The organism is Variovorax ginsengisoli (assembly GCF_030486595.1).
GTDB lineage: Bacteria > Pseudomonadota > Gammaproteobacteria > Burkholderiales > Burkholderiaceae_C > Variovorax > Variovorax ginsengisoli_B.
The window spans coordinates 16,740-37,993 of the sequence record NZ_JAUJZH010000030.1 but is presented as its reverse complement, the minus strand read 5'-3'; the positions used below and the strand labels follow the sequence as shown (position 1 = coordinate 37,993).

Here is a 21,254-nt window from a genome sequence, read left to right as displayed (position 1 = left end):
CGATTTGGGACCGTATTTGATGGCGTCTTGTATCGGAGGCTGATCTTGTCGATTCAGCGGCGAGGAGGCTGTGTCCGGGGAGAGCATGGGGCATTCTGGCACGAGCCTTCCAACAACTGGGCGAGTGAGGAACTTCACGTGCTTGCTGCCCGCTGTGGGCCCGCGCTGTGTCGTTCAGCCCGAATGACAGCACAATCGCAGCGACTGAGGCACCAGATTCGGCTGCCGCCAGAACCTGCGCCTTGAAAGCCGCGGCCCGACACATCAGGTGCGACTCCGATCCCCTTCGGTCGACAAGGCGAGCAATTGATTCTGCATTTCCGCGATGTTGTGCTCGTGCGACGAGAGCATCTCGCTTAATTCTTCCTGAAGCAGGCTCTCGGGCAAGCGCGGGATCAGGTGTCGCAGCCGTCTGGCAACCCACTCCTGGCCGCGGTTGAGGAACGCCAGGCGCGCTGCCAAGCCATCGATTGCCATGGTCTTCCCGAAGAAGGCACCAGTCCGCGTGCTCGGTGTTTCGCGCCGAAACTGGATGGCCTTGATCAACATGCCACACCATCTGACCTCGTCGCGCCGAGCCGATTGAAGTGCCTGCCGCAGCGCCTCGTCTTTCACATCCTTCGCCAGCACCATGAGTACCCGAGCGCCGGCGCGTTCGGCTTCCAGGAGTTCGTTCAGCGCCTCCCCCACCTCCTGCGGCTCCGCCTGGCCCAGGTACGCTCCGTCCAACTCGCTTGCGTAGCACACAGGCGACGAGAGCTCGACACCGGGGGCTGGAGTGTCGACCGCCACGTGCAGCGCCTCGGCGGCATCCCGGGCGATCTCACGAAGGCGCTCGACGGCCGAGGTCACGTTCCGTATCCGTGCGGCGCCTTCCCCCGCGTAGAGCGCCATGGCTTCCAGATCGCCGGTCGTTGATCTCAAGGGAGAGTCTGTGCTGAACAAATAGATCGGGCGCTCCGGCTCGGCGCCAATGGGCACGCGGCCGCTCGAGAAAGGGTTTCCGCGCTCGCCTCGGGTCACGCTGTTCTTCAACACGCGCACCATGGCGCCGCGTGGCCAGTTGATGTGGAACGCGTCCGTCAACACGGTCCCCTCTTCCTTGGCCTCAACGATCGCCCGCTTGTGGAAATCGTGCGCGAAAGACTCCTTCGTCGCGAGGAGTGCAGTCCCCAGCAGCGCGCCCTGGGCCCCCAGCGACAGAACGCTCGCCACGTCCTGTCCGTCTGACAGGCCCCCCGCAGCCAGAACCGGAACACCGACCGCCTCCAGGACCCGGGGAAGCAATTCGACTAGCGGCAAGCGGCCCCGTACATGCCCACCGGCCTCAATCCCTTGCGCTACAACGATCTGAGCACCCGCCTGTTGCGCCAGCCTCGCCTCGTCGGCGCAACCCACCTGGCACACGACCAGGATATTCGCCGACCTCAGGCGCTCGATGGTTGCAAACGACAGATCCCAGAAGAGGCAGACCACCGGCACAGCCAGTTCGATACAGGTGGCCACCTGCCGTTCAAGCAGGTTTGGATCAGTGGCCGCGGGGATGATGCTGACCCCAAACCGGGCAGTCGTCGAGGCGCGGACTTTTTGAACCTCGTCACGGATGAAGGCCGGCGTCTCGCGCACCATGCCCAGGAGGCCGAATCCACCCGCAAGACTCACCGCACTCACGAGTTCCGAACGCGCAACGCCGCCCATTCCCGCGAGCACCAGCGGGTAGCGACACCCGAGGAGGTCACACACAGGTCGATGGAGAGAACCCGACTCCAGCGCCCCTGTGGCGACGAACTCCGCGTCGGCCTTCATCGGCGCACCCTTCAGCGTATGACCAGAACCGGCACCTTCGAGTGCGCCAGGACCTGATCGGTGTCGCTGCCTGTCAACAACTTGGCAAAGCCCGATCTGCCGTGGGACGCCATCACGATGAGGTCGCTGCCGTGTTCGGCTGCTGCAGCGATGATCGCGTCCGCCACTCCGTCAGCCACGCTGACGGCCGTCTTCAGCGTCACGCCGCGTGCCTCGGCGCGCGCAACGGCCACCTGAAGCTTGTCCTGCGCAGCATTCACGGTGCCGGCTTCTGCATTGGCGATCTCCTCGGGGGAGAAAGGTACGACACCATCGAAATAGTTCATGGCGTATCGCGGCACCACGCTGAGTGCGACAGGTTCGGCATGATTGTCTGCAGCGAGCCCGATCGCCCGCTCCATGGCCTTGTCACAGAAACTGCTGCCGTCCGTGGGAATCAAGATATGTTCAAACATTTCATCTCTCCTTGCAGTACCAGTGAACCTTGGGTGCGGGTGCCTAGAACATGGCCTGACCTTCTCCATAGAGCGTCCGACGATCCTCCACGGCGCAAACACCCGGAATGTTCTCGGCGGCGATGCGCGCGGCCTCCTTGTCTGCCACACGTTGCACCACGCCCACGTAGCTGACGATGCCCTTGTTGACGAAGACACTCGACCAGGAGTCGGACCACCAAGAGTGGGAATTCAGCTCCGACATCAGGCGCTTGAGGATTGCTTCATCATCGACGTCCGGATCCGCCGAGCGCATCGCAAAGCTGTCGCTGGCCGCCAACGCGCGCATCAGGTCCGCCCGCGTCACCAACCCCTGCAACTGGCCGTCCTTCAGCACCGGAATGCGTCGAATATGCCGCGCCTCGAAGATGACCGCGATCTGTGCGATCGGCGTGTCGACGTCTACGCTCACGACATCCGTGCTCATGACATCTCCGGCATGCGCGCCGTTGGCCTTGACGTACGCAACGGGACCCGGATCCAGGCGGGTGAGCCGTTGCCACCACGTTCGGTATTCTGCCCATCGATCGGTCCCGATCTCGTGCCGATGCAGGAGGTCGCCGTCCCCGATCACGCCGACCACCTTGTCGTCCTCCATCACCAGGACGCCGCTGATGCGGTGCGCCAGCAGTAGCTCGACCACGTCATGCAAGGGCGTGTCCGGATTCACGGTGATGACGGGGGTGGTCATGATGTCGCTGGCCTTCATGGTCGCTTTCCTTCAAGGTGGTGGCGCAAGAAGCGCCCTTCGATCAACACATCCCTCAGCACAGTCCCATGACTGAGGGCGAGTTCCTTGGCGTCGCAGAGCAGCGTGAGGCGCCCACGCCTGCGCAGGTCGTCGAGCAAGTGCAGGAGGTCGTCGTGCCCCGCAAGTTCGGCCCGATACCGCAGCGCGAATTCGTCTTTGCGCCTCAAGTCATGTGCATACCAGTTGCGCAGCCCCGCACTCGGAGCGATCTCCCTGAGCCATAGATCGATGATGAGATCTTCCCGCGGCACGCCGCGAGGCCACAGACGATCGACCAGCACACGCATTCCGTCATCGGCGCTGACGCGTTCCCTCGCGCGCTTGAGCGTGACGGTCTGTCGCATGCCCACGCGAATCGGAATCTTTTCGTGAAAGGACGGCCCCGCGAGGCGTGTCAGCAGCGGGGTCAGCATGGTGTGCCCGCCAGAAGACACAGAGGACGGGGCGGCGCCAGCAGGCTGTGGCCGCCGCACTGATGCTTGAGCACAGTATCGTCAGATAGCCTGGATGGATCATCCAGCCGCCACGGCTGCCAGCCCGCAATCCGACGGAGCAATCGGGTCGGAATGTTCCAAACGACCCAGTCTCGACGCTGTGGTTCATCCGGAATTTCAAGCACCTCGCCCACTGTCATCTCCTTCGTCCTGCGCGACGCCGAACGGGCCGCCTTAAGATCATCCTGCCCCCTTCCTTTCATCGTGTAAAACGACATTAATTGCCAGTTCGATGCAATACTTTCGCATCAACTCGGGAGATAGCATGGATCTCACCCTGGCACAGACGTTTCTTCGGATCGTTCAGACACGCAGCTTTCTGCGCGCAGCCGAGCAGCTCCACGTCACCCCGACCGCTGTAAGCGCACGAATCCGGATGCTGGAGGAGCTGCTGGGCCGGCCTCTTTTCGTTCGGAACAAGGCGGGTGCTGTTCTGACGGTCGCGGGTGAGCAGTTCCTGCCGCATGCGACCAGCCTCATGCAGGTCTGGGAGCGTGCCCGTCACCAGGTCGCGGTGCCTGCAGGCCGCCGTGCAGTCCTCACGGTGGGCTGCGAGATCAGCCTTTGGGATCCGTTGTTGCTCCAATGGCTTTTGTGGATGCGCTCGGCGGCGCCGCATCTGGCCGTACGCACCGAGGTGGGCTTCCCGGACGATCTGCTCGACAAGACCGCCAGCGGCGTGCTGGACATCGCGATCGTCTATGCGCCGCAGCAGCGTCCGAATTTGCGGATCGAGTTGCTGCTCGAGGAAAAGCTGGTCATGGTGACGACATCAAAGCGGCTGCGCGCTCCGCGGCTGGATGACTACGTCTATGTCGACTGGGGTCCGGACTTTGCCACCCAGCACGGATTGGCGTTTCCCGAACTCTCCAATGCGGCTGTGAAAGTCGGCCTCGGCCCGCTGGGCCGCGAGTACCTGCTCAGCGCAGGTGGAACCGGCTATTTTCGGCTCGACGTGGTACGCGATCACCTCGAGAACGGCCGGCTCCGACGGGTTCCAGACATGCCTGAGTTCCTTTATCCCGCCTACGCTGCATATGCAGATTCCGCTGACGCGAAGATTGTCAATCCCGCGCTGGCGGGCCTTCGCAAGGTGGCACGTCCTACGCAAGCCATCGCCAAGCGCAATAGGCGAGCGTCGTGACCTACTTTTTCCATCGTTCGTGTGTCGCCTCGACCAACGCACGAGCAGGCACCTTGTCGATGACAAGGGGGAAATCCACGCGTTGCAATGCCCCGGTGCGCTCCAAATGAGAAACAGGCCGTTCGCGGGCGAAGCTGGGCGACGACGTACAGCGCACGTGAAATCATCGCGAGTGTTACCACACGACTCGACGCTCTTGCAGGAGTCAGTCTGCTGACGGCAGACCCAAAGGCAACAATCCTTAGAGCGGCCGATGGGGCAAATGTCTATGAACAGCTCATTGTGTTGAACGAACGAAGGAACCAGCGAACACACTTGTATCCTGAGTCGGCGTTGTAGCAGGCTCGTGTCCGCTTGAGTTAGGCGGACAGATGGACACTTGCGGAAGCGAATGAATGGGCCAGCGTCGTCGGTGTCGGCACAATGGCACAACTCGGAGTTTTCAGGTTTTCAGATGCGAATGCGCCCCGGAGCGTCGAAGGCGAATAGCTTGAACGCGAACATGCTGGGAAAGTGGGTGATCGGCTCGGAGAGCGTCGCTGGCGCCGATGCCCAGGGTCGGGCTGCCGCTGTGCACTGAGCGGGTGGACATGTGTGCCGGCGCCGTCACCACGCTCGCTGAGGGTCTTCGGCGCGGCGCGGCCACATCGTGCGTGCACCTTCTCACGCCAGCAAGGACAACTCGCGTGCGAGCAGCTATGTGATGCATTCAAGTCCATTCCAGGCTTAAGGCTCGAAGCCGATCGACTGCGGATCAAGGTGCTGGACGCACCCGCAAGAGCGCTGTGTCAGAGGTGCGCGGGGCGCTATCGACGGATCACGCCGGTCCGACGCATCGTCGTCAACCTCAGGGTTTGTGCGCACAAGAATTTGCGCACAGAAGATGAAATGACTGATAAATTTGCGCCCAACACATCCGATACATGGCCACTACCCCCCCTCCCTCCTCTATTGATGACCTGCGCCGTTTGGTGGAAAACGAACGCGATGCGCGCGGCCGCGACCGCATGGGCGAGCGCACGCTGGCCGTACTCGTCGATATGCTGGCGCGGCCGGGGCCAGCGGCCGTCCAGAGCATTTCCGAACTTGCCGCGCACAATGGAGTCGACCCGTCGACGCTCACGCGCCTGGGCAAGCGGCTCGGCTTCAACGGCTTCGCACCGCTGCAGGATGTGTTCCGTCGGCACGTATCGGCGACGCAGCCCTTCTACAGCAGCCGCGTCAGCGAGTTGGTCGCGCACCAGGGGACTTCGAGCGTCACGAGCGTGCTGCAGCAACTCGCACAGAATGAATGCCAGAAGATTCTGGCCGCAGCCAGCAGCCTCGATGAGAAGAAGGTCGGCGAGGCCGTCACCCAACTGATCAAGGCCAAGCACGTCTACGTCATGGGACTGCGCGGCACTTATAGCGTCAGCCAGTTCTTCGGCACGTTCCTGAGTACGCTGCGCGAATCGGTCACGGTGCTGGGCGGCCCAGGCTTTCCCATTGCTTCGGAGTTGGCGCGCATCAAGAACGAGGATCTGCTGGTCGCGATTTCTTACCGGCCCTATACGCGCACCGTCGTGAAGGCGGTCGAACTGATCAAGGCGGAGGGCACGTCGGTGCTCTCGCTGACGGACGCCGGCTCGGCGATCGAACTGGCGCCGCACGAGGGTACGACCATCGCGGTCGACCAGCCCTACTACTTCGACTCGGCGCTGGCCCAGTTCTTCGCGGCCGAAGCCATCCTGATGGCGGTTGCGCGGCGACTCGGACCGAAAGCCATGCTCACGATCCAGCGGCGCGAGGCCTTCAACAAGGCACTCGACATTGAAATCAGCTAACCCTGTCCGTCCGATGCCAACCACTTCGAAGTCCCTGCAGATCCCGCCCGAGGCGCTCGCCTCGGCCATCGCCGACGCCAGTTCGCGCTACACGGCCGCGAACCCGAAGAGCCTCGCCCAGCACCGCGCCGCGAGCGAGGTGATGCCGGGCGGGAACACGCGCAGCGTGCTGTTCAGCGCGCCGTTTCCGATCACGCTCACGGCGGCTCAGGGATGCCGGGTGACATCGCTCGACGGACGCTGCTACGTCGACTTCCTCGGTGAATACACGGCGGGGCTCTACGGCCACTCGAACCCGGTACTGTGCCAAGCCGTATCCAAGGCGCTGGAAGGCGGCTGGGTCATGGGCGGCCACATCCGTGCGGAGGAGGAACTCGCACGTCTGATCTGTGAACGCTTCCCGTCGATCGAGCTGGTGCGTTTCGCAAATTCGGGCACAGAAGCCAATCTCTATGCGATCTCGGCGGCCAAGGCGATCACCGCCAAACCCAAGGTCGTGGTTTTCGAAGGCGGCTACCACGGCGGCGTCTTCACGTTTGCCGGCGGCGGGCCGGGTCCGCTCACGGCTCCCTTCGACTTCGTACTCGCGCCCTACAACGACATCGACGGCACCCGCGCGTTGCTCGACACCCATGCGGATGCAATCGGCACGATCGTGGTGGAGCCGATGCAGGGCTCGGGCGGTTGCATCCCGGCCGAGCGCGGCTTCCTCCAGACGCTGCGCGACTGGGCCAGCGCACACGGCGCGCTGCTCATTTTCGACGAGGTCATGACCTCGCGCCTGTCGCCGGGCGGCCTGCAGCAGGTACACGGCATCACGCCAGACTTGACCACGCTCGGCAAGTACATCGGTGGCGGTTTTAGCTTCGGGGCTTTCGGCGGGCGCGCCGAGCTCATGCGCCGCTTCGATCCAAGTCAACCCGGTGCATTCGGCCACGCGGGCACCTTCAACAACAACGTCTTCACGATGGCGGCCGGCGCCGCCGGACTGCGCGAGGTCTACACGCCGGCGGCGGTGGGACCGTTCAATGCGCGCGGCGACGCGCTGCGCAAGCGGCTCGACGCGATCGCGGGCGGTGCGCGCTTCCCGATGCAGTTCACGGGCCTCGGCTCGATGATGAACGTGCACATGCACCGTGGCCCGGTGCGTAGCATCCATGACGTTGCGCACAGCGTGCAGCCGCTGCGCGAGCTGTTCTATTTCCACATGCTCGAGCACGGCATATGGCTCGCGCGGCGCGGGATGATCAACCTGTCGTTGCCTCTTGGCGAGGCCGAGTTCGCGCAACTCGAGGACGCGGTCGCGTCCTTCGTCGAGCACTGCAACGCGCTGGCATGAGCACGATCGAACTGCTTGGCCTCAGCAAGCGTTACGGCGGGGTCACGGTCGTGGCGCCCACCGACCTGCGCATCGAGCAGGGCGAACTCGTGACGCTGCTCGGGCCGAGTGGTTCGGGCAAGAGCACCATTCTCTCGATGATCGCAGGTCTCACCACGCCGAGCGAGGGCATGGTGCGCATCGGAGGGTGCGACGTGACGCACGTGCCGCCCGCGCAGCGCAACCTTGGCATGGTGTTCCAAAGCTATGCGTTATTTCCGCACATGACCGTGTTCGACAACATCGCATTCGCGTTGAGCATTCGCAGCGTGGCCAAGGCCGAGATCGCGACGCGTGTGGACAGGGCGCTCGCGCAGGTCCGGCTTGGCGGGCTCGAGCGGCGCCGGCCTTCCGAGCTCTCGGGCGGACAGCAGCAGCGCGTGGCGCTCGCGCGCGCGCTCGTGTTCGAGCCGGAAATCCTCCTGCTGGACGAGCCGATGGGTGCGCTCGACAAGAACCTGCGCGAAGAAGTGCAGCTCGAGTTGCGCCAACTGCAGCGCGAGCTCGGCGTGACCACCGTGCTGGTCACGCACGACCAGGAAGAGGCGTTGTCCCTGTCGACCCGGCTCGTGGTGCTCGACCAGGGTCGAATTCAGCAAATCGATACGCCGATCGCAGCCTACCAGCGTCCCAGCAACCGCTTTGTCGCGCAGTTCATCGGAACCGCCAACCTGTTCCGGGGGGAACTTCGTCATCGAGACGGTCAGGCCCTCGTGGCATTCCCAGACGGCGCCCTGCTCGGTTGCATGGCTCCTTCGGGCCCGGCCGGTCCGGTCGACGTGGTGGTGCGGCCCGAGCATGTCGAACTGCTGCCGGCCGACGCGGCCCAGGGCCTGCGCGTCGAAGTGGTCGAGAGCGTGTATCTGGGCCAGTCGAGCCGCCTGCACCTTCGCACCGCGGACGGCGTGCCGGTGGTTGCGCTGTTGCAGCGGCAGGGCCCGGCGTATTCGCCCGGCGAGGCGCTGCGCATCGGCTGGCGGCCCGCGAATGCCTGGGCCATGGCCGGCCGTGCCAGCCTTTGACGCGGCCTTCGCCGGCCAACCCCCGAGATCCATCTTCGAATTCAACCCAGAGGAGCTTCCATGCGCAAAAGTGTTCTGTTCAACGCCCTGTGCGCCGCCATGATGGTGTCCGCAGCCCTCGGATCGGCGGCCGTGAGTGCCCAGACGGGGGCGGCACCTCCCAAGGAGATCCGAATCCTCGAATCGGGCGGCCCCAGCGGCGACTCGATCGAGCAGGCCTACATCAAGCCCTACACGGCGCGTACCGGCATCAAGGTGACGCGCGAGAGCCCGACCAGCGCAGGCAAGCTGCAGGCGATGGTGCAGTCGAAGAACATCACCTCGGTCCTGGTCGAACTCGGCGCCACCAACGTGGTCGCAGCCCGCGCCCTGGGGCTGCTCGAGCCGCTCGACTGGAACGCCATTGACCCGGCACCGATCTATCCCGAGGCACGTTGGCCCGATGCCTTCGGCTACCAATACTCGTCGACCATCATGGCCTGGGGCAAGGGCAGCAAGCAGCCCAAGACTTGGGCCGACTTCTGGAACGTGAAGGACTTTCCCGGCAAGCGCGCGCTGCCCGACTACCCGGGCTATACGCTGCCGCTGGCGCTGCTGGCCGACGGCGTGACGCCCGACAAGCTCTACCCCCTCGACATCGACCGGGCCTTCGCGAGCCTGGAGAAGATTAAGGGCAGCGTCGCGGTCTGGTGGAAGGCCGGCGCCCAAGCGCCGCAACTCCTCGAGGACAAGGAAGTCGCCTATTCGGCCGCGTGGTCGGGCCGCATCGTCGGCAACCCGAAGATCGACTACACCTATAACCAGGGCCTGCTGCAACTCGCCTACTTCGTCGTGCCCAAGGGCGCGGACCCGGCCGCCAAGGCCGCCGCCATGGGCCTGCTGCACGAGATGTCGAAGCTTGAGAACCAGCTCGTCGCGACCAACGTGATCCCGTACACCGGCGCCAGCCCCGGCATCGAGAAGCTGGTGCCCAAGGACAAGGTCAACGACTACCCGACCACCGAAGCCAACAAGAAGATCCAGGCCCAGGCCGACCCGAGCTGGACTGCGGACAACGCCAAGCTTATCGAGAAGCGCTGGCAGGAATTCAAGCTGGGCCTGTAAGGCCGCCGCCGGTGCGCCGGCTTTTCTTGGCTGATCGAAGGAACGAGATGAATGTAGCATCACGCAGGCAGGCCGCGCCCGGCTTCTGGCTGGTGGCGCCCCTGTTGGCTGTCATGGCGCTGGGCTTCAACCTGCCGCTGGTGCTCATGCTCGGCAAGAGCGTCGTCGGCGAGTCCGGTTTCACGCTGCAACACTTCGTCGAGATCTTTCAGGTTCCCGCCTATCTCAAGGTGCTGTTCAATACCTTCCGCATCGCGTTGATCACGGCCGTGTGTTGCGTGCTGCTCGGCTATCCGCTGGCCTACTGGTTGCGGCGACTGCCGTCGCGGTGGCAGTTGTTGGCGCTCGCGGCCGTGGTGATTCCGTTCTGGGTCAGCATCCTCGTGCGCACCTATGCCTGGATCGTGGTACTCGGCAATGCGGGAATGGTGAACCGCTCGCTGCTCGGGTTCGGCTGGATCGATTCGCCCATCGCATTTCTCTACAACGAACTCGGGGTGGTGATCGGGACGATCAACGTGCTCCTGCCCTTCCTGGTGCTGCCCCTGTTCGCGGCGATGCTCAAGATCGACGAGCGCCTCCTGCGCGCCGCCGAAACTCTGGGCGCGAGCAACTGGACTGCTTTCTGGCGCATCTTCTTTCCGCTGAGCCTGCCCGCGCTCGCAGCCGGCGCGATCCTGGTCTTCATCCTGACGCTGGGGTTCTTCATCACTCCTGCGATCCTGGGCGGCGGGCGCGTGCCGATGGTGGCCAACATGCTCGACCTGCTGGTCAACCATCTGCCCAACTGGGAGCTGGCATCGACCATCTCGACCGTCCTGCTCGGCGTGACGCTGGTGTTGTTCGTGATGTATCTGCGGCTCACCACCCGCAAGGAGGAAGCATGACTGTGCCGACCGGCCGGGGTACGCTTGCCGCACCCGCGAGCACGGGCGAGGCGCTCGCGCGTCTGCACCGCTGGCTGGTGGCGGGCGCCGCGGTCGGCGTGCTGGCCTTCCTTTGCCTGCCGGTGCTGATCGTGATACCGATGTCGTTCTCGAACTCGAATTCGCTGCGCTTCCCGCCCGAGGGGTTCTCGATGCGCTGGTACGTCCAAGTCTTCACCGACGAGCGCTGGCTGCTTGCGATGCGGACCTCGCTGCTGCTGGCCGCGCTGTCGAGCACCCTCGCGCTCGTGCTGGGCAGCTTCGCCGCCTATGGCATCACGCGCGGACGCTTCCCCGGCAAGCAGTTGCTGCAGAGCAATTTCATCTCGCCGTTGATCATCCCGTCGGTGGTGATCGCGGTGGCGCTCTACTTCGCGCTGGCCAAGGTCGGGCTGCTTGGCTCCTTCGCAGGCCTGTTGCTCGGCCACACGCTGCTTGGCGTGCCGTACGTCGTGCTCATCATGGGCGTCGCGATTCGCAGCTTCGACATCCGCATCGAGCAGGTCGCGTTCACGCTCGGCGCCTCCTGGTTCACGATGTTCCGCCGCGTGTTGGTACCCAACCTCTTGCCGAGCACCGCCGCGGCCTGGATCTTCGCGTTCGTGACCAGTTTCGACGAAGTGGTGATCACCACCTTTGTCGCGGGCACGCACGAGACGGTGCCGAAGCGCATGTTCAACGACTTGGTGCTTCAGGTGAACCCGTCGATCACGGCCATTGCGACTTTGTTGATCGCGGTCAGCGTCGGCCTCATGGCCCTGGCCGCCGGGCTGGTCCAGCGTGGTCGGCGCCGCCTTGGAACACCACCGGTCAATTGAGTCCCGCCTTTTCCAATGTCCGCAGCGCGGATCTTCACCCCAACGGAGTCAAAGACATGAACACCTCCACGCCCGGATATGCCGCCCATGGCGGCCCGGTACAGCTCTTCTACCTGAAGGATGGCGCGCCGCGCCGTCCGGTGGTTGAGCGAGGCGAAGGCATCTACCTCTGGGACTCGCGAGGACAGCGCTACATCGATGCCTCTTCGGGCCCGATCGCGGTCAACATCGGCCACGGCAATGCACGCGTGATCGAGGCGGCCGATCGACAGATGCGCAAGGTGGCCTATGCGAGTCGCGCCTTCTTCGAGAACGAGGCCAATAGCCTGCTGGCCGACATCGTGACGCAGCTTGCGGGACCGGGCCTCGAACGTGCGTTCTTCGTCTCGGGCGGCTCCGAGGCGACAGAGAGCGCCATGAAGCTGGTTCGCCAGCATGCGCTCACGCAGGGCCAGGGCAGCCGCTGGAAGGTGCTCTCGCGCAGTCCGAGCTACCACGGCGGCACGCTGGGCGCGCTCGCGATCAGCGGCGACCCGGTGTCGGAAGCGAGCTTCGGAGCGATGGCGCGGCTCATGCCGAAGGTGCCGACACCGTTCAGCTACCGGCTGCCGGAAGGCCATACCGTCGAGAGCCTTGCTGAACACTGCGCGGCCGAGCTCGAGGCCACCATCGTGCGCGAGGGGCCCGAAACGGTGCTGGCGTTCTTTCTCGAACCGGTCGGCGGGCTCGCCACTGGCGCGCTGGTCGCCATCGATGCCTACTACCGCCGCGTGCGCGAGATTTGCACCCGCCATGGCGTCATGCTGGTGTTCGACGAGGTCATGAGCGGTGCCGGGCGCACCGGAAAGTTCCTGGCGGCACACCACTGGCCGGACGCGATGCCTGACGTGGTCACTCTCGCGAAGGGTATCGGCGCCGGATACACGCCGCTCGGCGCGGTGTTGGCGTCGCGCAAGATGGTCGATGCGCTGTCGCAGGCCGGCGGCTTCATGCACGGCTACACCTACGCGTCGAACCCGCTGTCGTGTGCAATCGGCCATGCGGTGGTGCAGGAGACCGTCAACCAGGGCTTGATCCCCAACGCCGAGGCCATGGGAATGCGCCTGCGCGAACGTCTGCTCGAAGTGCAAAAGGACAGTCGTGTGCTCGGCGACATTCGCGGCAAGGGGCTGCTGATGGCGATCGAGATCGTATCCGACCGGGAAAGCAAGGCCACCTTTTCGGCCGAGACGCGAGCGATCGACCGCATCGTCGAACTCGCCATGGCGCGCGGCCTGCTGCTGTATTCGCGCCGCACGGCCAAGGGGCAGTTCGGGGAATGGCTGATGGTCGCGCCGCCGCTGATCGTCGACGCGGCGCAGATCGACACGATCGCCGGCCTCATCGGCGAGACGCTGGCGGCCTTCGAGGCGCAGTTGCGCTGAGGCCGTTTCCAGACTTCCATCACAACGCGTTGCCGCTTGGGCACTTCGCCGCAGGGCGCGGCGCGGACGTCCGCGCGCTCCTGTCTTCGATCCTGATGCCGGTCCGCCGGCGCTTCACATCATGAACAACACTTTAGAGTCACATTCGGGCGGCGACTTCCTGGCGCGCACGCTCAAGGGCTACGGCGTCGATCACATCTTCTTCGTCGATGCGATTCTGCGTCATACGCTGGCGCACGCCGAGGCGCACGGCATCCGGCGCATTCTCGCCCATTCGGAGAAAGCCGCCGCCTACATGGCCGACGGTTTCAGCCGCGCGTCGCGGCGCCCATCGGTCTGCATGGCGCAGTCGGTCGGCGCGGCCAATCTCGCGGCCGGATTGCAGGACGCCTACTTCGCGCACAGCCCGGTGATCGCGCTGACCGGGAGGCAGGTGGCCAACAACCAGTACCGCCATGCCTACCAGGAGCTGCCGCATGAGCCGCTGTTCACGCCGGTCACCAAGTTCTCGGGCAGGGTCGAGACGCCGTTTCAGCTCGCTCACCTCACGCGCCATGCTTTTCGGGTTGCGACCAGCGGGCTGCCTGGCCCTGTGCACTTGGACATGGCCGGCCACGTCGGCAACATCGCGGACAACTGGCAGAGCGGCGAACCAGTGGTGGCCGAACCGCGCCACAGGCGGGTTCCGGCCCACCGAGCGCGCCCTGAGGCGCAGGCGCTTCACGAACTCGCGCAGGCTTTGCAGCAGGCCCAGGCGCCGGTGGTGGTGGTCGGCGCGGCGCTGGTCTGGTCCGGTGGCGAGGCGGCACTGCGCGCGCTGGCCCAGCATGTCCAGCTACCCGTGCTGTGCACGCTCGACGCAAAGGCCGCGATGGCTGACCTGCCCACGCTCGACATGGGGGTCACCGGCACCTACGGCACCGACGGCGGCAACCGTTTCCTGTCCGAAGCCGACTTCGTGCTCTTCGTCGGCTGCGACGTGGGCGATCAGGTCACATCGAACTGGCGGCTCCCGCTGCCCGGCGTGGCCACTGCCCATGTGGGTGTGGACGCAGAAGATCTCGGTCGAAACCTGCCCGGCGCGCTGACTCTGCAGGCCGACCCGGCGACCGCGCTGGAAGAACTGCGCGCACTGTTGCCTTCCGCCTCGCGCGAACACTGGATCGGCCGTGGCCGTGCGTTGAAGGCGCAATGGTGGACGCAGCATGCGCCGATGCTCGACTCGGCCGCCGAACCGGTCCGTCCCGAGCGGCTGATGCGTGAGCTGGGTCGCTGGCTTCCATTGGATGGCGTGTTGGTGGCCGACACCGGCTACGCGTCGCAGTGGTCGGGTCAACTCCTGCAGCTCAAGGCCTCGAGCCAGATCTTCTTGCGCGCGGCCGGCTCGCTGGGTTGGGGGTTTCCGGCATCGCTCGGCGCCAAGGCCGCGAGTCCGGACCGGCCCGTGGTCTGCCTGACCGGCGACGGCGGCTTCATGTACCACCTGCCCGAGCTCGAGACGGCCCGGCGCTGGGGGCTGCGCACCATCACCGTGGTCAACAACAATGGCTGCCTCGCGCAGGGCCTTTCGAGCTTGCGCAAGGCCCAGATCGGCGGCGAGCGGATGCACGACTGCTACCAGTTTATCCATCAGGACTTCGCTGAGATTGCACGTTCTTTCGGATGCACCGGATTGCGCGTGACCCGGCCATCGGAGCTCGGCGCGGCGCTGGAGCAGGCGCTTGCGAGCGAGCTCCCAGTGGTGATTGATGTTCTAAGTGACCCTGCGGCGCTGGCGCCGGTCCCATGGATGCCGCCCGCCTGAACGGTTTGGTGGCCGGCCTGACGACTTCTTGAGCGTGCGCTGAGCAGGGTAGCCCTAGGGAAATCCAACATCCCTTGACGTCTTGGGCTCCGGGGGATCTGGCCGGGGCCATCTCATCTCACGGCCCGCTCATGCAGCACACCTTACAAAGCACGCGGCATCGCTATGAACTGCTCCATACGGGCGCAAAGCAGGCAGATCTCCGAGCGCTCTGCGGCGCGTGCTCGACGCGGATCGCCGAAGATCATCCCTGCGCACAAGGCGCAGCATAAGGGTTTCTCCTGTTTGCATACGTATGCAATGGACTCACATTGCATACGTATGCAAATATCGAACGAGCAGGAAAACACATGATCAGATATCTCAAGCGCGGCAAGGACGTCCAGGTCCGCGCCGAGGATGATGCCAAGGTGCGTGCCACGGTCGAAGGCATCATCAAGGCCGTCGAGGCGCGGGGCGATTCAGCCGTGCGCGACTTCAGCCGCCAGTTCGACAACTGGGACCCGGCCGATTTCCGGCTCTCGATCGACGAGATCGAGAAGGCGCGAAAAAGTCTCTCGGCCCGAGAGATCGAGGACATCAGCTTCGCCCAGACGCAGGTGCGCAATTTCGCGCAGATCCAGCGCGACTCCATGAAAGATGTGGAGGTCGAGACCTTTCCCGGCGTCGTGCTCGGCCACAGGAACATCCCCGTGAACGCGGTCGGCTGCTACATCCCCGGCGGCAAGTACCCGCTGCTGGCCTCCGCCCACATGAGCGTACTGACCGCCAAGGTGGCGGGCGTGAAGCGCGTGGTCGCGACCGCGCCGCCCTACCAGGGCGCGCCGCATCCGGCGATCGTGACCGCCATGTCGATGGCCGGCGCCGACGAAATCCTGGTGCTCGGCGGGGTGCAGGCCGTGGTCGCGATGGCCGTCGGCACGCAAAGCATCGCGCCCGTGGACATGCTGGTCGGTCCCGGCAACATGTATGTGGCCGAAGCCAAGCGCCAGCTGTATGGCCGCGTCGGCATCGACCTGTTCGCCGGGCCGACCGAGACGCTGGTGATCGCTGACGAGACCGCCGACGGCGAGATGTGCGCGGTCGACCTTCTGGGCCAGGCCGAGCACGGACCGACCTCGCCCGCCATCCTGTTGACCACGAGCGAACAGCTCGCACGCGACACGATGGCCGAGATCGAACGTCAGCTCGCGATCTTGCCGACCGCCGCGATCGCCTCGGTGAGCTGGGCCGAATACGGCGAAGTGATCGTCTGCGACACGCAGGAAGAGATGCTGCAGAAGGCCGACGAGCTCGCCTTCGAGCACGTGCAGGTGATCACGCGCGACCCCGACTATTTCCTGCAGCACATGACGAACTACGGTGGCCTGTTCCTGGGCGCGCGCACCAACGTGAGCTTCGGCGACAAGGTGATCGGCACGAACCACACGCTGCCGACCAACCGCAATGCGCGCTACACCGGCGGACTGTGGGTCGGGAAGTTCCTCAAGACCTGCACCTACCAGAAAGTGCTGACCGACGAGGCCAGCGCGCTGATGGGCGAGTACTGCTCGCGCCTGTGCCACATGGAGAACTTCGCCGGCCACGGCGAGCAGGCCAACCTGCGCGTGCGCCGCTATGGCACCCGGGCCGATGTGCCGTGGTATCAGCCGGTTCCGGCCCTGGAGGCCTGAGCATGCTGCCGCGTGCGCCGAACTTCCGCATCGACGGGCGCCGCGCGCTGGTGACCGGCGCCGGGCGCGGCATTGGCCTGGCTGCCGCCGCGGCGCTGGCGCAAGCCGGTGCCGCCGTGTCCCTTGCCGCGCGTTCCGAAAGCGAGCTGCGCGAGGCCTGCCGGCAGATCCGCGCCGAGGGCGGTCGCTGCGACCACCTGGTGCTGGACGTGACCGATGCGCAGGCGGTGAACGAAAAGCTCACCGCGGCCGGGCCGTTCCAGATCCTCGTCAACAACGCCGGCCTGAACCGGCCGAAGCCGTTGGTGGAGGTGGAAGACAGCGACATCGACGCCGTGTTCGACCTCAACGTGAAGGCCGCCTTCTACGTGACCCGCACGGTGACGCGCGGACTGCTGGCGGCCGGCCTGCCGGGCTCGATCATCAACATCTCGTCCCAGATGGGCGTGGTGGGCAGTCCGCGCCGCACGCTCTACTGCGCCAGCAAGCACGCGATGGAAGGCATGACCAAGGCCTTGGCGTGGGAACTGGGGCCGGCGGGCATCCGCGTCAACACAGTCTGCCCGACCTTCATCGAGACCGCGATGACGGCTGGCATGTTCGCGGATGCGAGCTTCCGCGACTGGGTCACCTCGAGGATCGCACTGGGCCGGCTGGGTCAGGTCGAAGAGATCATGGGCGCCATCGTGTTCCTGGCGAGTGACGCCGCGAGCCTCATGACCGGCAGTGCGCTGATGCTCGATGGCGGCTGGAGCGCCGCATGAAGTCCAGCGCCACTGCCCAGGAAGTGGCACGGCTCGCGCAGGTGTCGCAGTCGGCCGTCAGCCGGACCTTCACGCCGGGTGCCAGCGTGTCCGAAGACACGCGCAACCGCGTGCTGGCCGCCGCCAAGACGCTGGGCTATCGGCCCAACGCGCTGGCGCGCAGCCTGATCACGCGACGCAGCCGGATCATCGCGCTGGTGATGAGCTACCTGCAGAACCAGTTCTATCCGCTGGTGATCGAGAAGCTCTCTCAAAGCCTGCAGAAGCAGGGCTACCACGTCCTGATGTTCATCAGCGACCTGGAGGAGACCGACGGCGTGCTGGCTGAGATCCTGCAGTACCAGGTCGACGGCATCGTGATGGCCTCGGCCATGCTGTCGCCCGACCTGGCGCGGCAATGCGCCGAGTCGGGCGTGCCGGTGGTGCTGTTCAACCGGGTGCCGGACATCAGTGCATTCGCACGCCACAGCACCAGCTCGGTGACCTCCGACAACCATCGTGGCGGCCGGATGGTGGCCGAACTGCTGCTGGCGCGCGGCCATCGCCGCATCGCTTTCCTGGCCGGCCTCGAAAAATCGTCGACCAACCTGGAGCGTGAGCGCGGCTTCCACGAGGTGCTGGAAGCGGCGGGCGTCGCGGTGTTCCGCCGCGCTGTCGGCCACTACAGCTTCGAGCTCGCGAAGGAGGCCACGCGCGAGTTGTTCGCCGGGCCCGATCTGCCCGACGCGGTGTTCGTCGCCAATGACCACATGGCCATCGCCGCGATGGACGTGCTGCGCCAGGAACTCGGCCTGCGCGTGCCCGAGGACGTCAGCGTGGTCGGCTTCGACGACGTGCCGCAGGCGTCCTGGGGCGCCTATCGCCTCACGACCGTGGTGCAGAGCGTCGAGGACATGGTCGAGGCCACGGTTGAACTGCTGCACGAGCAGATGCGCGAGGGCACGCACCCGCGCAACGTCGTGATTCCATGCCGCGTCGTCGAACGCGACTCGGTGCGCGCGGCCGGCTGAGGCGGTCCGCGCTGATTCATCTTTCATCCATTCGAACAGGAGACTTTCATGATCCCACGCATCCGCGCATTCGCCGTGGCCGGCCTGGCCTTGCTGGCGCTGGCGGCCGTCCCGGCATCGGCCCATGCGCAGCAGGCGCCGGCCTGGCCGACCAAACCGATCAAGTACGTGGTGCCCTTCTCGGCCGGCGGTGTCTCCGACGGCGTGGCACGGCTGGTGGCGCAGCATCTCGGCGAGCGAATCGGCCAGCCCGTGGTGATCGAGAACAAGCCGGGCGTCTCGGGCATCGTCGGTACACAGTCGGTCGCTCGCTCGGCGCCCGATGGCTACACGCTGATGGGTGGCACCATCACGACCCACGCGGTCAATCCCTTCTTCAACAAGAACCTGGGCTACGAGCCTGTGAGCGACTTCGTGCCGGTGAACCTGGTCGGCATGGTCAGCAACGTGCTGGTGGTGCCGGCGGGCAGCCGCTTCAGTTCGGTGGCGCAGATCGTGGCTGAACTCAAGGCCACGCCCGACAGCCTGACCTACGGCACCGCGGGGGCTGGCACCTCGCAGCATCTGTCGGGCCAGCTGTTCCAGAGCATCACCCACACCCGCATGCGGCAGATCATCTACAAGGGCGGCTCGCAGGCGATGGTGGACCTCGTCGGCGGCCAGATCGACATGGTGTTCGAGACCGTCGCGGCTGCACGGCCGATGATCGACGGCCAGCGCGTGAAGGTGCTCGGCGTGACCTCGAGCCGGCGCCTGGCCAGCTTGCCGGGCGTGCCCACGCTGGCCGAAGCCGGCGTGTCCGATTTCGAGATGCAATCGTGGCAAGGCGTGTTCGCGCCGGCAGGAACGCCGAAGCCGATCGTCGACCGCCTGAGCCGCGAGATCGCTGCGATCGTCGCGCTGCCCGATGTGCAGGAGAAGCTGCGCAAGCTCGGCGTCGAGCCCGACGGGCGCGCCTCCGAGGCCTTCACTGCGTTCCAGCGCGCCGAAATCGCGAAATGGGGCAAGGTGATCCAGGAAGCCGGCATCCAGGCCGAATGAAACCATCCCACCCGGACCCATCGACATGAAGAACAGAACTCCTTTCCCGCCGCTCACCCGCGGCGCCCTGCTGCGGCGTGCGGCCGCGGCACTTTCGGCGCTGGCGTTCGGCGGCGCCGCCATCGCACAGGCTGCGCCCGCGGCCGCTGGCCCGGGTGGTTATCCGGCGACCGGCCGCGTGGTGATCGTCGTGCCCTTTGCGGCCGGCGGCGCCACCGACATCGTGGCGCGTCTGGTCGCCGACGAGCTTGGCAAGCGCTGGGGCACGGCGGTCGTGGTGGACAACAAGGCCGGCGCGGGCGGTGGCATCGGCACCGAATTCGTCGCGCGCGCGAAGCCCGACGGGTACACGCTGCTGCTCGGCACCCAGACCGCGCTGTCCGTCAACCCGACGTTGCTCAAGAAGATCAGCTACGACGTGGACAAGGATTTCGCGCCGGTCACCCAGCTTGCGAGCACGCCGCTGGTGCTGCTGGCCGGCAACAAGTCGGGCGCGCACAACGTGAAGGAGCTGATCGCCCTGCTCAAGGCCAAGCCGGATGCGCTGTCCTATGGCACCAGCGGCAACGGGACCTCGCAGCACCTGACCACCCTCATGATGCTCAACCGCATCGGCGCCAAGGCCGTGCACGTGCCCTACAAGGGCAGCAGCCAGTCGCTGGTCGACCTTGCCGGCAACCAGATCGACATGCAGTTCGACAACATGACGACGGCGCTCGCCTTCGCGAAGAACGGCCAGGCCAAGGCGCTCGCCGTGACCAGCCTCGCCCGCTCGCCGTTGCAGCCCGAGCTGCCGACGCTCGCGGAATCGGGCGTGCCCGGCTTCGAGGCCGTGACCTGGCTCGGCCTGCTCGCACCCGCCAACACGCCGCCCGCAGTGGTGAACTGGCTCAACAAGGAAGTGGTTTCGGTGCTCGAATCGCCGGCGGTCACGAACCGCCTGGCGGGCCAGGGCTTCACGCCCAAGCCGATGACGCCGGAGGCATTCCGCAAGTTCATCCAGGCGGAGACTGTCAAGTTTTCCGAGCTGATCAAGACCAACAACATCACGATCGACTAGTTGGACGATGCTCACCGCCGAATTGATCTGCAAGCTGCGCTCGGTCGACACGCCGACGATCTGCAATGCGCTCGAACTCGCCATAGGCAGGCGCAGCGCGCACGGCTTCACCTACGGCACGCTGGTCGCGGCGCCGCAACCGCTGGCGCCCATGCTCGGCTTCGCGCGCACCGCGCGCATCCGCGCCGCGGCGCCCTCCTCGCTTCCAGCCGCGGAACTGCGCCGGCTGCGGCTCGACTACTACCGCCATGTCGCGCCGACGCCGGGCCTGCCGACCCTCGTCGTGATGCAGGACCTCGACGAGCGCCGCGGCACCGGATCGTTCTGGGGCGAGGTCAACTCGGCGGTGCATCAGGCGCTGGGCGTCGCGGGCGTCCTGACCGACGGCTCGGTGCGCGACCTCGGCGATCTGGCGCCAGACTTTCCGATCCTGGCGGGCAGCGTCGGTCCTTCGCATGCTTTCGTGCACGTGGTGGACATCGGCGAGCCTGTCGAAGTGTTCGGCTTGTGCATCGCGAATGGCGACCTGGTCCACGCCGACCGCCACGGTGCGGTCCGGATCGCGCCCGAACACCTGCACGCGCTGCCGGGCTGCATCGACCTCGTCCAGCGCAAGGAGGCGCCGTTGCTGGCGGCCGCGCGCAGCGGCTCCTTCGACATCGCTGCGCTCGAGCGGGCGATGTGCGCGGCCGACGACATCCACTGACCCACCCGACAA

At 65.6% G+C, this 21,254-nt stretch carries 19 protein-coding genes; 15 read left to right on the top strand and 4 right to left on the bottom strand.

Annotation, left to right across the window (positions count from 1 at the left end; genetic code table 11):
* Window positions 1-264: 264 nt before the first annotated feature.
* The 4 genes from QZH52_RS30695 to QZH52_RS30680 are packed head-to-tail and all read right to left on the bottom strand — an operon-like array spanning window position 265 to window position 3,464.
* Window positions 265-1,806, bottom strand: a complete 1,542-nt coding sequence (locus tag QZH52_RS30695) for a nitronate monooxygenase (protein ID WP_301814793.1) — start codon at window positions 1,804-1,806, stop codon at window positions 265-267.
* Between the two features lie 11 nt (window positions 1,807-1,817).
* Window positions 1,818-2,261 (bottom strand): universal stress protein, encoded by a 444-nt coding sequence (locus QZH52_RS30690; protein WP_301814791.1) that lies wholly within the window; start codon window positions 2,259-2,261, stop codon window positions 1,818-1,820.
* A 43-nt stretch (window positions 2,262-2,304) separates the two neighbouring features.
* Window positions 2,305-3,009, bottom strand: coding sequence for a CBS domain-containing protein (locus QZH52_RS30685; protein WP_301814789.1), 705 nt, complete (start codon window positions 3,007-3,009; stop codon window positions 2,305-2,307).
* Window positions 3,006-3,464 carry a DUF488 domain-containing protein gene (locus QZH52_RS30680; RefSeq protein WP_301814787.1) on the bottom strand — a complete coding sequence of 153 codons (459 nt, stop codon included), beginning with the start codon at window positions 3,462-3,464 and terminating at the stop codon, window positions 3,006-3,008. The genes QZH52_RS30685 and QZH52_RS30680 overlap by 4 nt, the downstream gene beginning before the upstream one ends.
* A gap of 346 nt (window positions 3,465-3,810) precedes the next feature.
* Between QZH52_RS30680 and QZH52_RS30675 the strand changes: the two genes are divergently transcribed.
* The 15 genes from QZH52_RS30675 (at window position 3,811) to QZH52_RS30605 (ending at window position 21,242) form a co-directional block, all read left to right on the top strand.
* Window positions 3,811-4,689: a LysR family transcriptional regulator gene (locus QZH52_RS30675; protein ID WP_301814785.1), complete on the top strand. Its 879-nt coding sequence runs from the start codon at window positions 3,811-3,813 to the stop codon at window positions 4,687-4,689.
* A 971-nt stretch (window positions 4,690-5,660) separates the two neighbouring features.
* Complete coding sequence (locus QZH52_RS30670) at window positions 5,661-6,512, top strand: MurR/RpiR family transcriptional regulator (protein ID WP_301814782.1); 852 nt, start codon at window positions 5,661-5,663, stop codon at window positions 6,510-6,512.
* A gap of 13 nt (window positions 6,513-6,525) precedes the next feature.
* The gene (locus QZH52_RS30665; protein WP_301814780.1) at window positions 6,526-7,851 is read left to right on the top strand and encodes an aspartate aminotransferase family protein; all 1,326 of its coding nucleotides are present in this window, start codon (window positions 6,526-6,528) and stop codon (window positions 7,849-7,851) included.
* Window positions 7,848-8,912, top strand: a complete 1,065-nt coding sequence (locus tag QZH52_RS30660) for an ABC transporter ATP-binding protein (protein WP_301814778.1) — start codon at window positions 7,848-7,850, stop codon at window positions 8,910-8,912. Before QZH52_RS30665 ends, QZH52_RS30660 begins: the two co-directional genes overlap by 4 nt.
* A 60-nt stretch (window positions 8,913-8,972) precedes the next feature.
* The gene (locus QZH52_RS30655) at window positions 8,973-10,016 is read left to right on the top strand and encodes an extracellular solute-binding protein (protein WP_301814776.1); all 1,044 of its coding nucleotides are present in this window, start codon (window positions 8,973-8,975) and stop codon (window positions 10,014-10,016) included.
* Between the two features lie 47 nt (window positions 10,017-10,063).
* The gene (locus tag QZH52_RS30650) at window positions 10,064-10,903 is read left to right on the top strand and encodes an ABC transporter permease (protein WP_301814775.1); all 840 of its coding nucleotides are present in this window, start codon (window positions 10,064-10,066) and stop codon (window positions 10,901-10,903) included.
* Window positions 10,900-11,760: an ABC transporter permease gene (locus QZH52_RS30645; protein WP_301814772.1), complete on the top strand. Its 861-nt coding sequence runs from the start codon at window positions 10,900-10,902 to the stop codon at window positions 11,758-11,760. Before QZH52_RS30650 ends, QZH52_RS30645 begins: the two co-directional genes overlap by 4 nt.
* 56 nt (window positions 11,761-11,816) lie before the next feature.
* The gene (locus QZH52_RS30640; protein ID WP_301814770.1) at window positions 11,817-13,184 is read left to right on the top strand and encodes an aminotransferase family protein; all 1,368 of its coding nucleotides are present in this window, start codon (window positions 11,817-11,819) and stop codon (window positions 13,182-13,184) included.
* Between the two features lie 121 nt (window positions 13,185-13,305).
* Window positions 13,306-14,988, top strand: coding sequence for a thiamine pyrophosphate-binding protein (locus QZH52_RS30635; protein WP_301814769.1), 1,683 nt, complete (start codon window positions 13,306-13,308; stop codon window positions 14,986-14,988).
* A gap of 350 nt (window positions 14,989-15,338) precedes the next feature.
* Window positions 15,339-16,661: a histidinol dehydrogenase gene (gene hisD / locus QZH52_RS30630; protein ID WP_301814768.1), complete on the top strand. Its 1,323-nt coding sequence runs from the start codon at window positions 15,339-15,341 to the stop codon at window positions 16,659-16,661.
* A 2-nt stretch (window positions 16,662-16,663) separates the two neighbouring features.
* Window positions 16,664-17,425, top strand: a complete 762-nt coding sequence (locus QZH52_RS30625; RefSeq protein WP_301814766.1) for an SDR family NAD(P)-dependent oxidoreductase — start codon at window positions 16,664-16,666, stop codon at window positions 17,423-17,425.
* The gene (locus tag QZH52_RS30620; RefSeq protein WP_301814764.1) at window positions 17,422-18,435 is read left to right on the top strand and encodes a LacI family DNA-binding transcriptional regulator; all 1,014 of its coding nucleotides are present in this window, start codon (window positions 17,422-17,424) and stop codon (window positions 18,433-18,435) included. The genes QZH52_RS30625 and QZH52_RS30620 overlap by 4 nt, the downstream gene beginning before the upstream one ends.
* A 48-nt stretch (window positions 18,436-18,483) precedes the next feature.
* Complete coding sequence (locus tag QZH52_RS30615; protein ID WP_301814763.1) at window positions 18,484-19,476, top strand: Bug family tripartite tricarboxylate transporter substrate binding protein; 993 nt, start codon at window positions 18,484-18,486, stop codon at window positions 19,474-19,476.
* 25 nt (window positions 19,477-19,501) lie between these two features.
* Complete coding sequence (locus QZH52_RS30610) at window positions 19,502-20,536, top strand: Bug family tripartite tricarboxylate transporter substrate binding protein (RefSeq protein ID WP_301814762.1); 1,035 nt, start codon at window positions 19,502-19,504, stop codon at window positions 20,534-20,536.
* 7 nt (window positions 20,537-20,543) lie between these two features.
* Window positions 20,544-21,242, top strand: coding sequence for an RraA family protein (locus QZH52_RS30605; protein ID WP_301814761.1), 699 nt, complete (start codon window positions 20,544-20,546; stop codon window positions 21,240-21,242).
* Window positions 21,243-21,254 lie beyond the last annotated feature (12 nt).

What these genes read in the sequence shown, in the direction of transcription:
- QZH52_RS30605 (WP_301814761.1), top strand. Translation starts at nt 20,544, where the DNA reads ATGCTCACCGCCGAATTGATCTGCAAGCTGCGCTCGGTCGACACGCCG.
- hisD (WP_301814768.1), top strand. Translation starts at nt 15,339, where the DNA reads ATGATCAGATATCTCAAGCGCGGCAAGGACGTCCAGGTCCGCGCCGAG.
- QZH52_RS30610 (WP_301814762.1), top strand. Translation starts at nt 19,502, where the DNA reads ATGAAGAACAGAACTCCTTTCCCGCCGCTCACCCGCGGCGCCCTGCTG.
- QZH52_RS30660 (WP_301814778.1), top strand. Translation starts at nt 7,848, where the DNA reads ATGAGCACGATCGAACTGCTTGGCCTCAGCAAGCGTTACGGCGGGGTC.
- QZH52_RS30655 (WP_301814776.1), top strand. Translation starts at nt 8,973, where the DNA reads ATGCGCAAAAGTGTTCTGTTCAACGCCCTGTGCGCCGCCATGATGGTG.
- QZH52_RS30680 (WP_301814787.1), bottom strand. Translation starts at nt 3,464, where the DNA reads ATGCTGACCCCGCTGCTGACACGCCTCGCGGGGCCGTCCTTTCACGAA.
- QZH52_RS30695 (WP_301814793.1), bottom strand. Translation starts at nt 1,806, where the DNA reads ATGAAGGCCGACGCGGAGTTCGTCGCCACAGGGGCGCTGGAGTCGGGT.
- QZH52_RS30640 (WP_301814770.1), top strand. Translation starts at nt 11,817, where the DNA reads ATGAACACCTCCACGCCCGGATATGCCGCCCATGGCGGCCCGGTACAG.
- QZH52_RS30645 (WP_301814772.1), top strand. Translation starts at nt 10,900, where the DNA reads ATGACTGTGCCGACCGGCCGGGGTACGCTTGCCGCACCCGCGAGCACG.
- QZH52_RS30675 (WP_301814785.1), top strand. Translation starts at nt 3,811, where the DNA reads ATGGATCTCACCCTGGCACAGACGTTTCTTCGGATCGTTCAGACACGC.
- QZH52_RS30665 (WP_301814780.1), top strand. Translation starts at nt 6,526, where the DNA reads ATGCCAACCACTTCGAAGTCCCTGCAGATCCCGCCCGAGGCGCTCGCC.
- QZH52_RS30620 (WP_301814764.1), top strand. Translation starts at nt 17,422, where the DNA reads ATGAAGTCCAGCGCCACTGCCCAGGAAGTGGCACGGCTCGCGCAGGTG.
- QZH52_RS30615 (WP_301814763.1), top strand. Translation starts at nt 18,484, where the DNA reads ATGATCCCACGCATCCGCGCATTCGCCGTGGCCGGCCTGGCCTTGCTG.
- QZH52_RS30685 (WP_301814789.1), bottom strand. Translation starts at nt 3,009, where the DNA reads ATGAAGGCCAGCGACATCATGACCACCCCCGTCATCACCGTGAATCCG.
- QZH52_RS30690 (WP_301814791.1), bottom strand. Translation starts at nt 2,261, where the DNA reads ATGTTTGAACATATCTTGATTCCCACGGACGGCAGCAGTTTCTGTGAC.
- QZH52_RS30650 (WP_301814775.1), top strand. Translation starts at nt 10,064, where the DNA reads ATGAATGTAGCATCACGCAGGCAGGCCGCGCCCGGCTTCTGGCTGGTG.
- QZH52_RS30625 (WP_301814766.1), top strand. Translation starts at nt 16,664, where the DNA reads ATGCTGCCGCGTGCGCCGAACTTCCGCATCGACGGGCGCCGCGCGCTG.
- QZH52_RS30635 (WP_301814769.1), top strand. Translation starts at nt 13,306, where the DNA reads ATGAACAACACTTTAGAGTCACATTCGGGCGGCGACTTCCTGGCGCGC.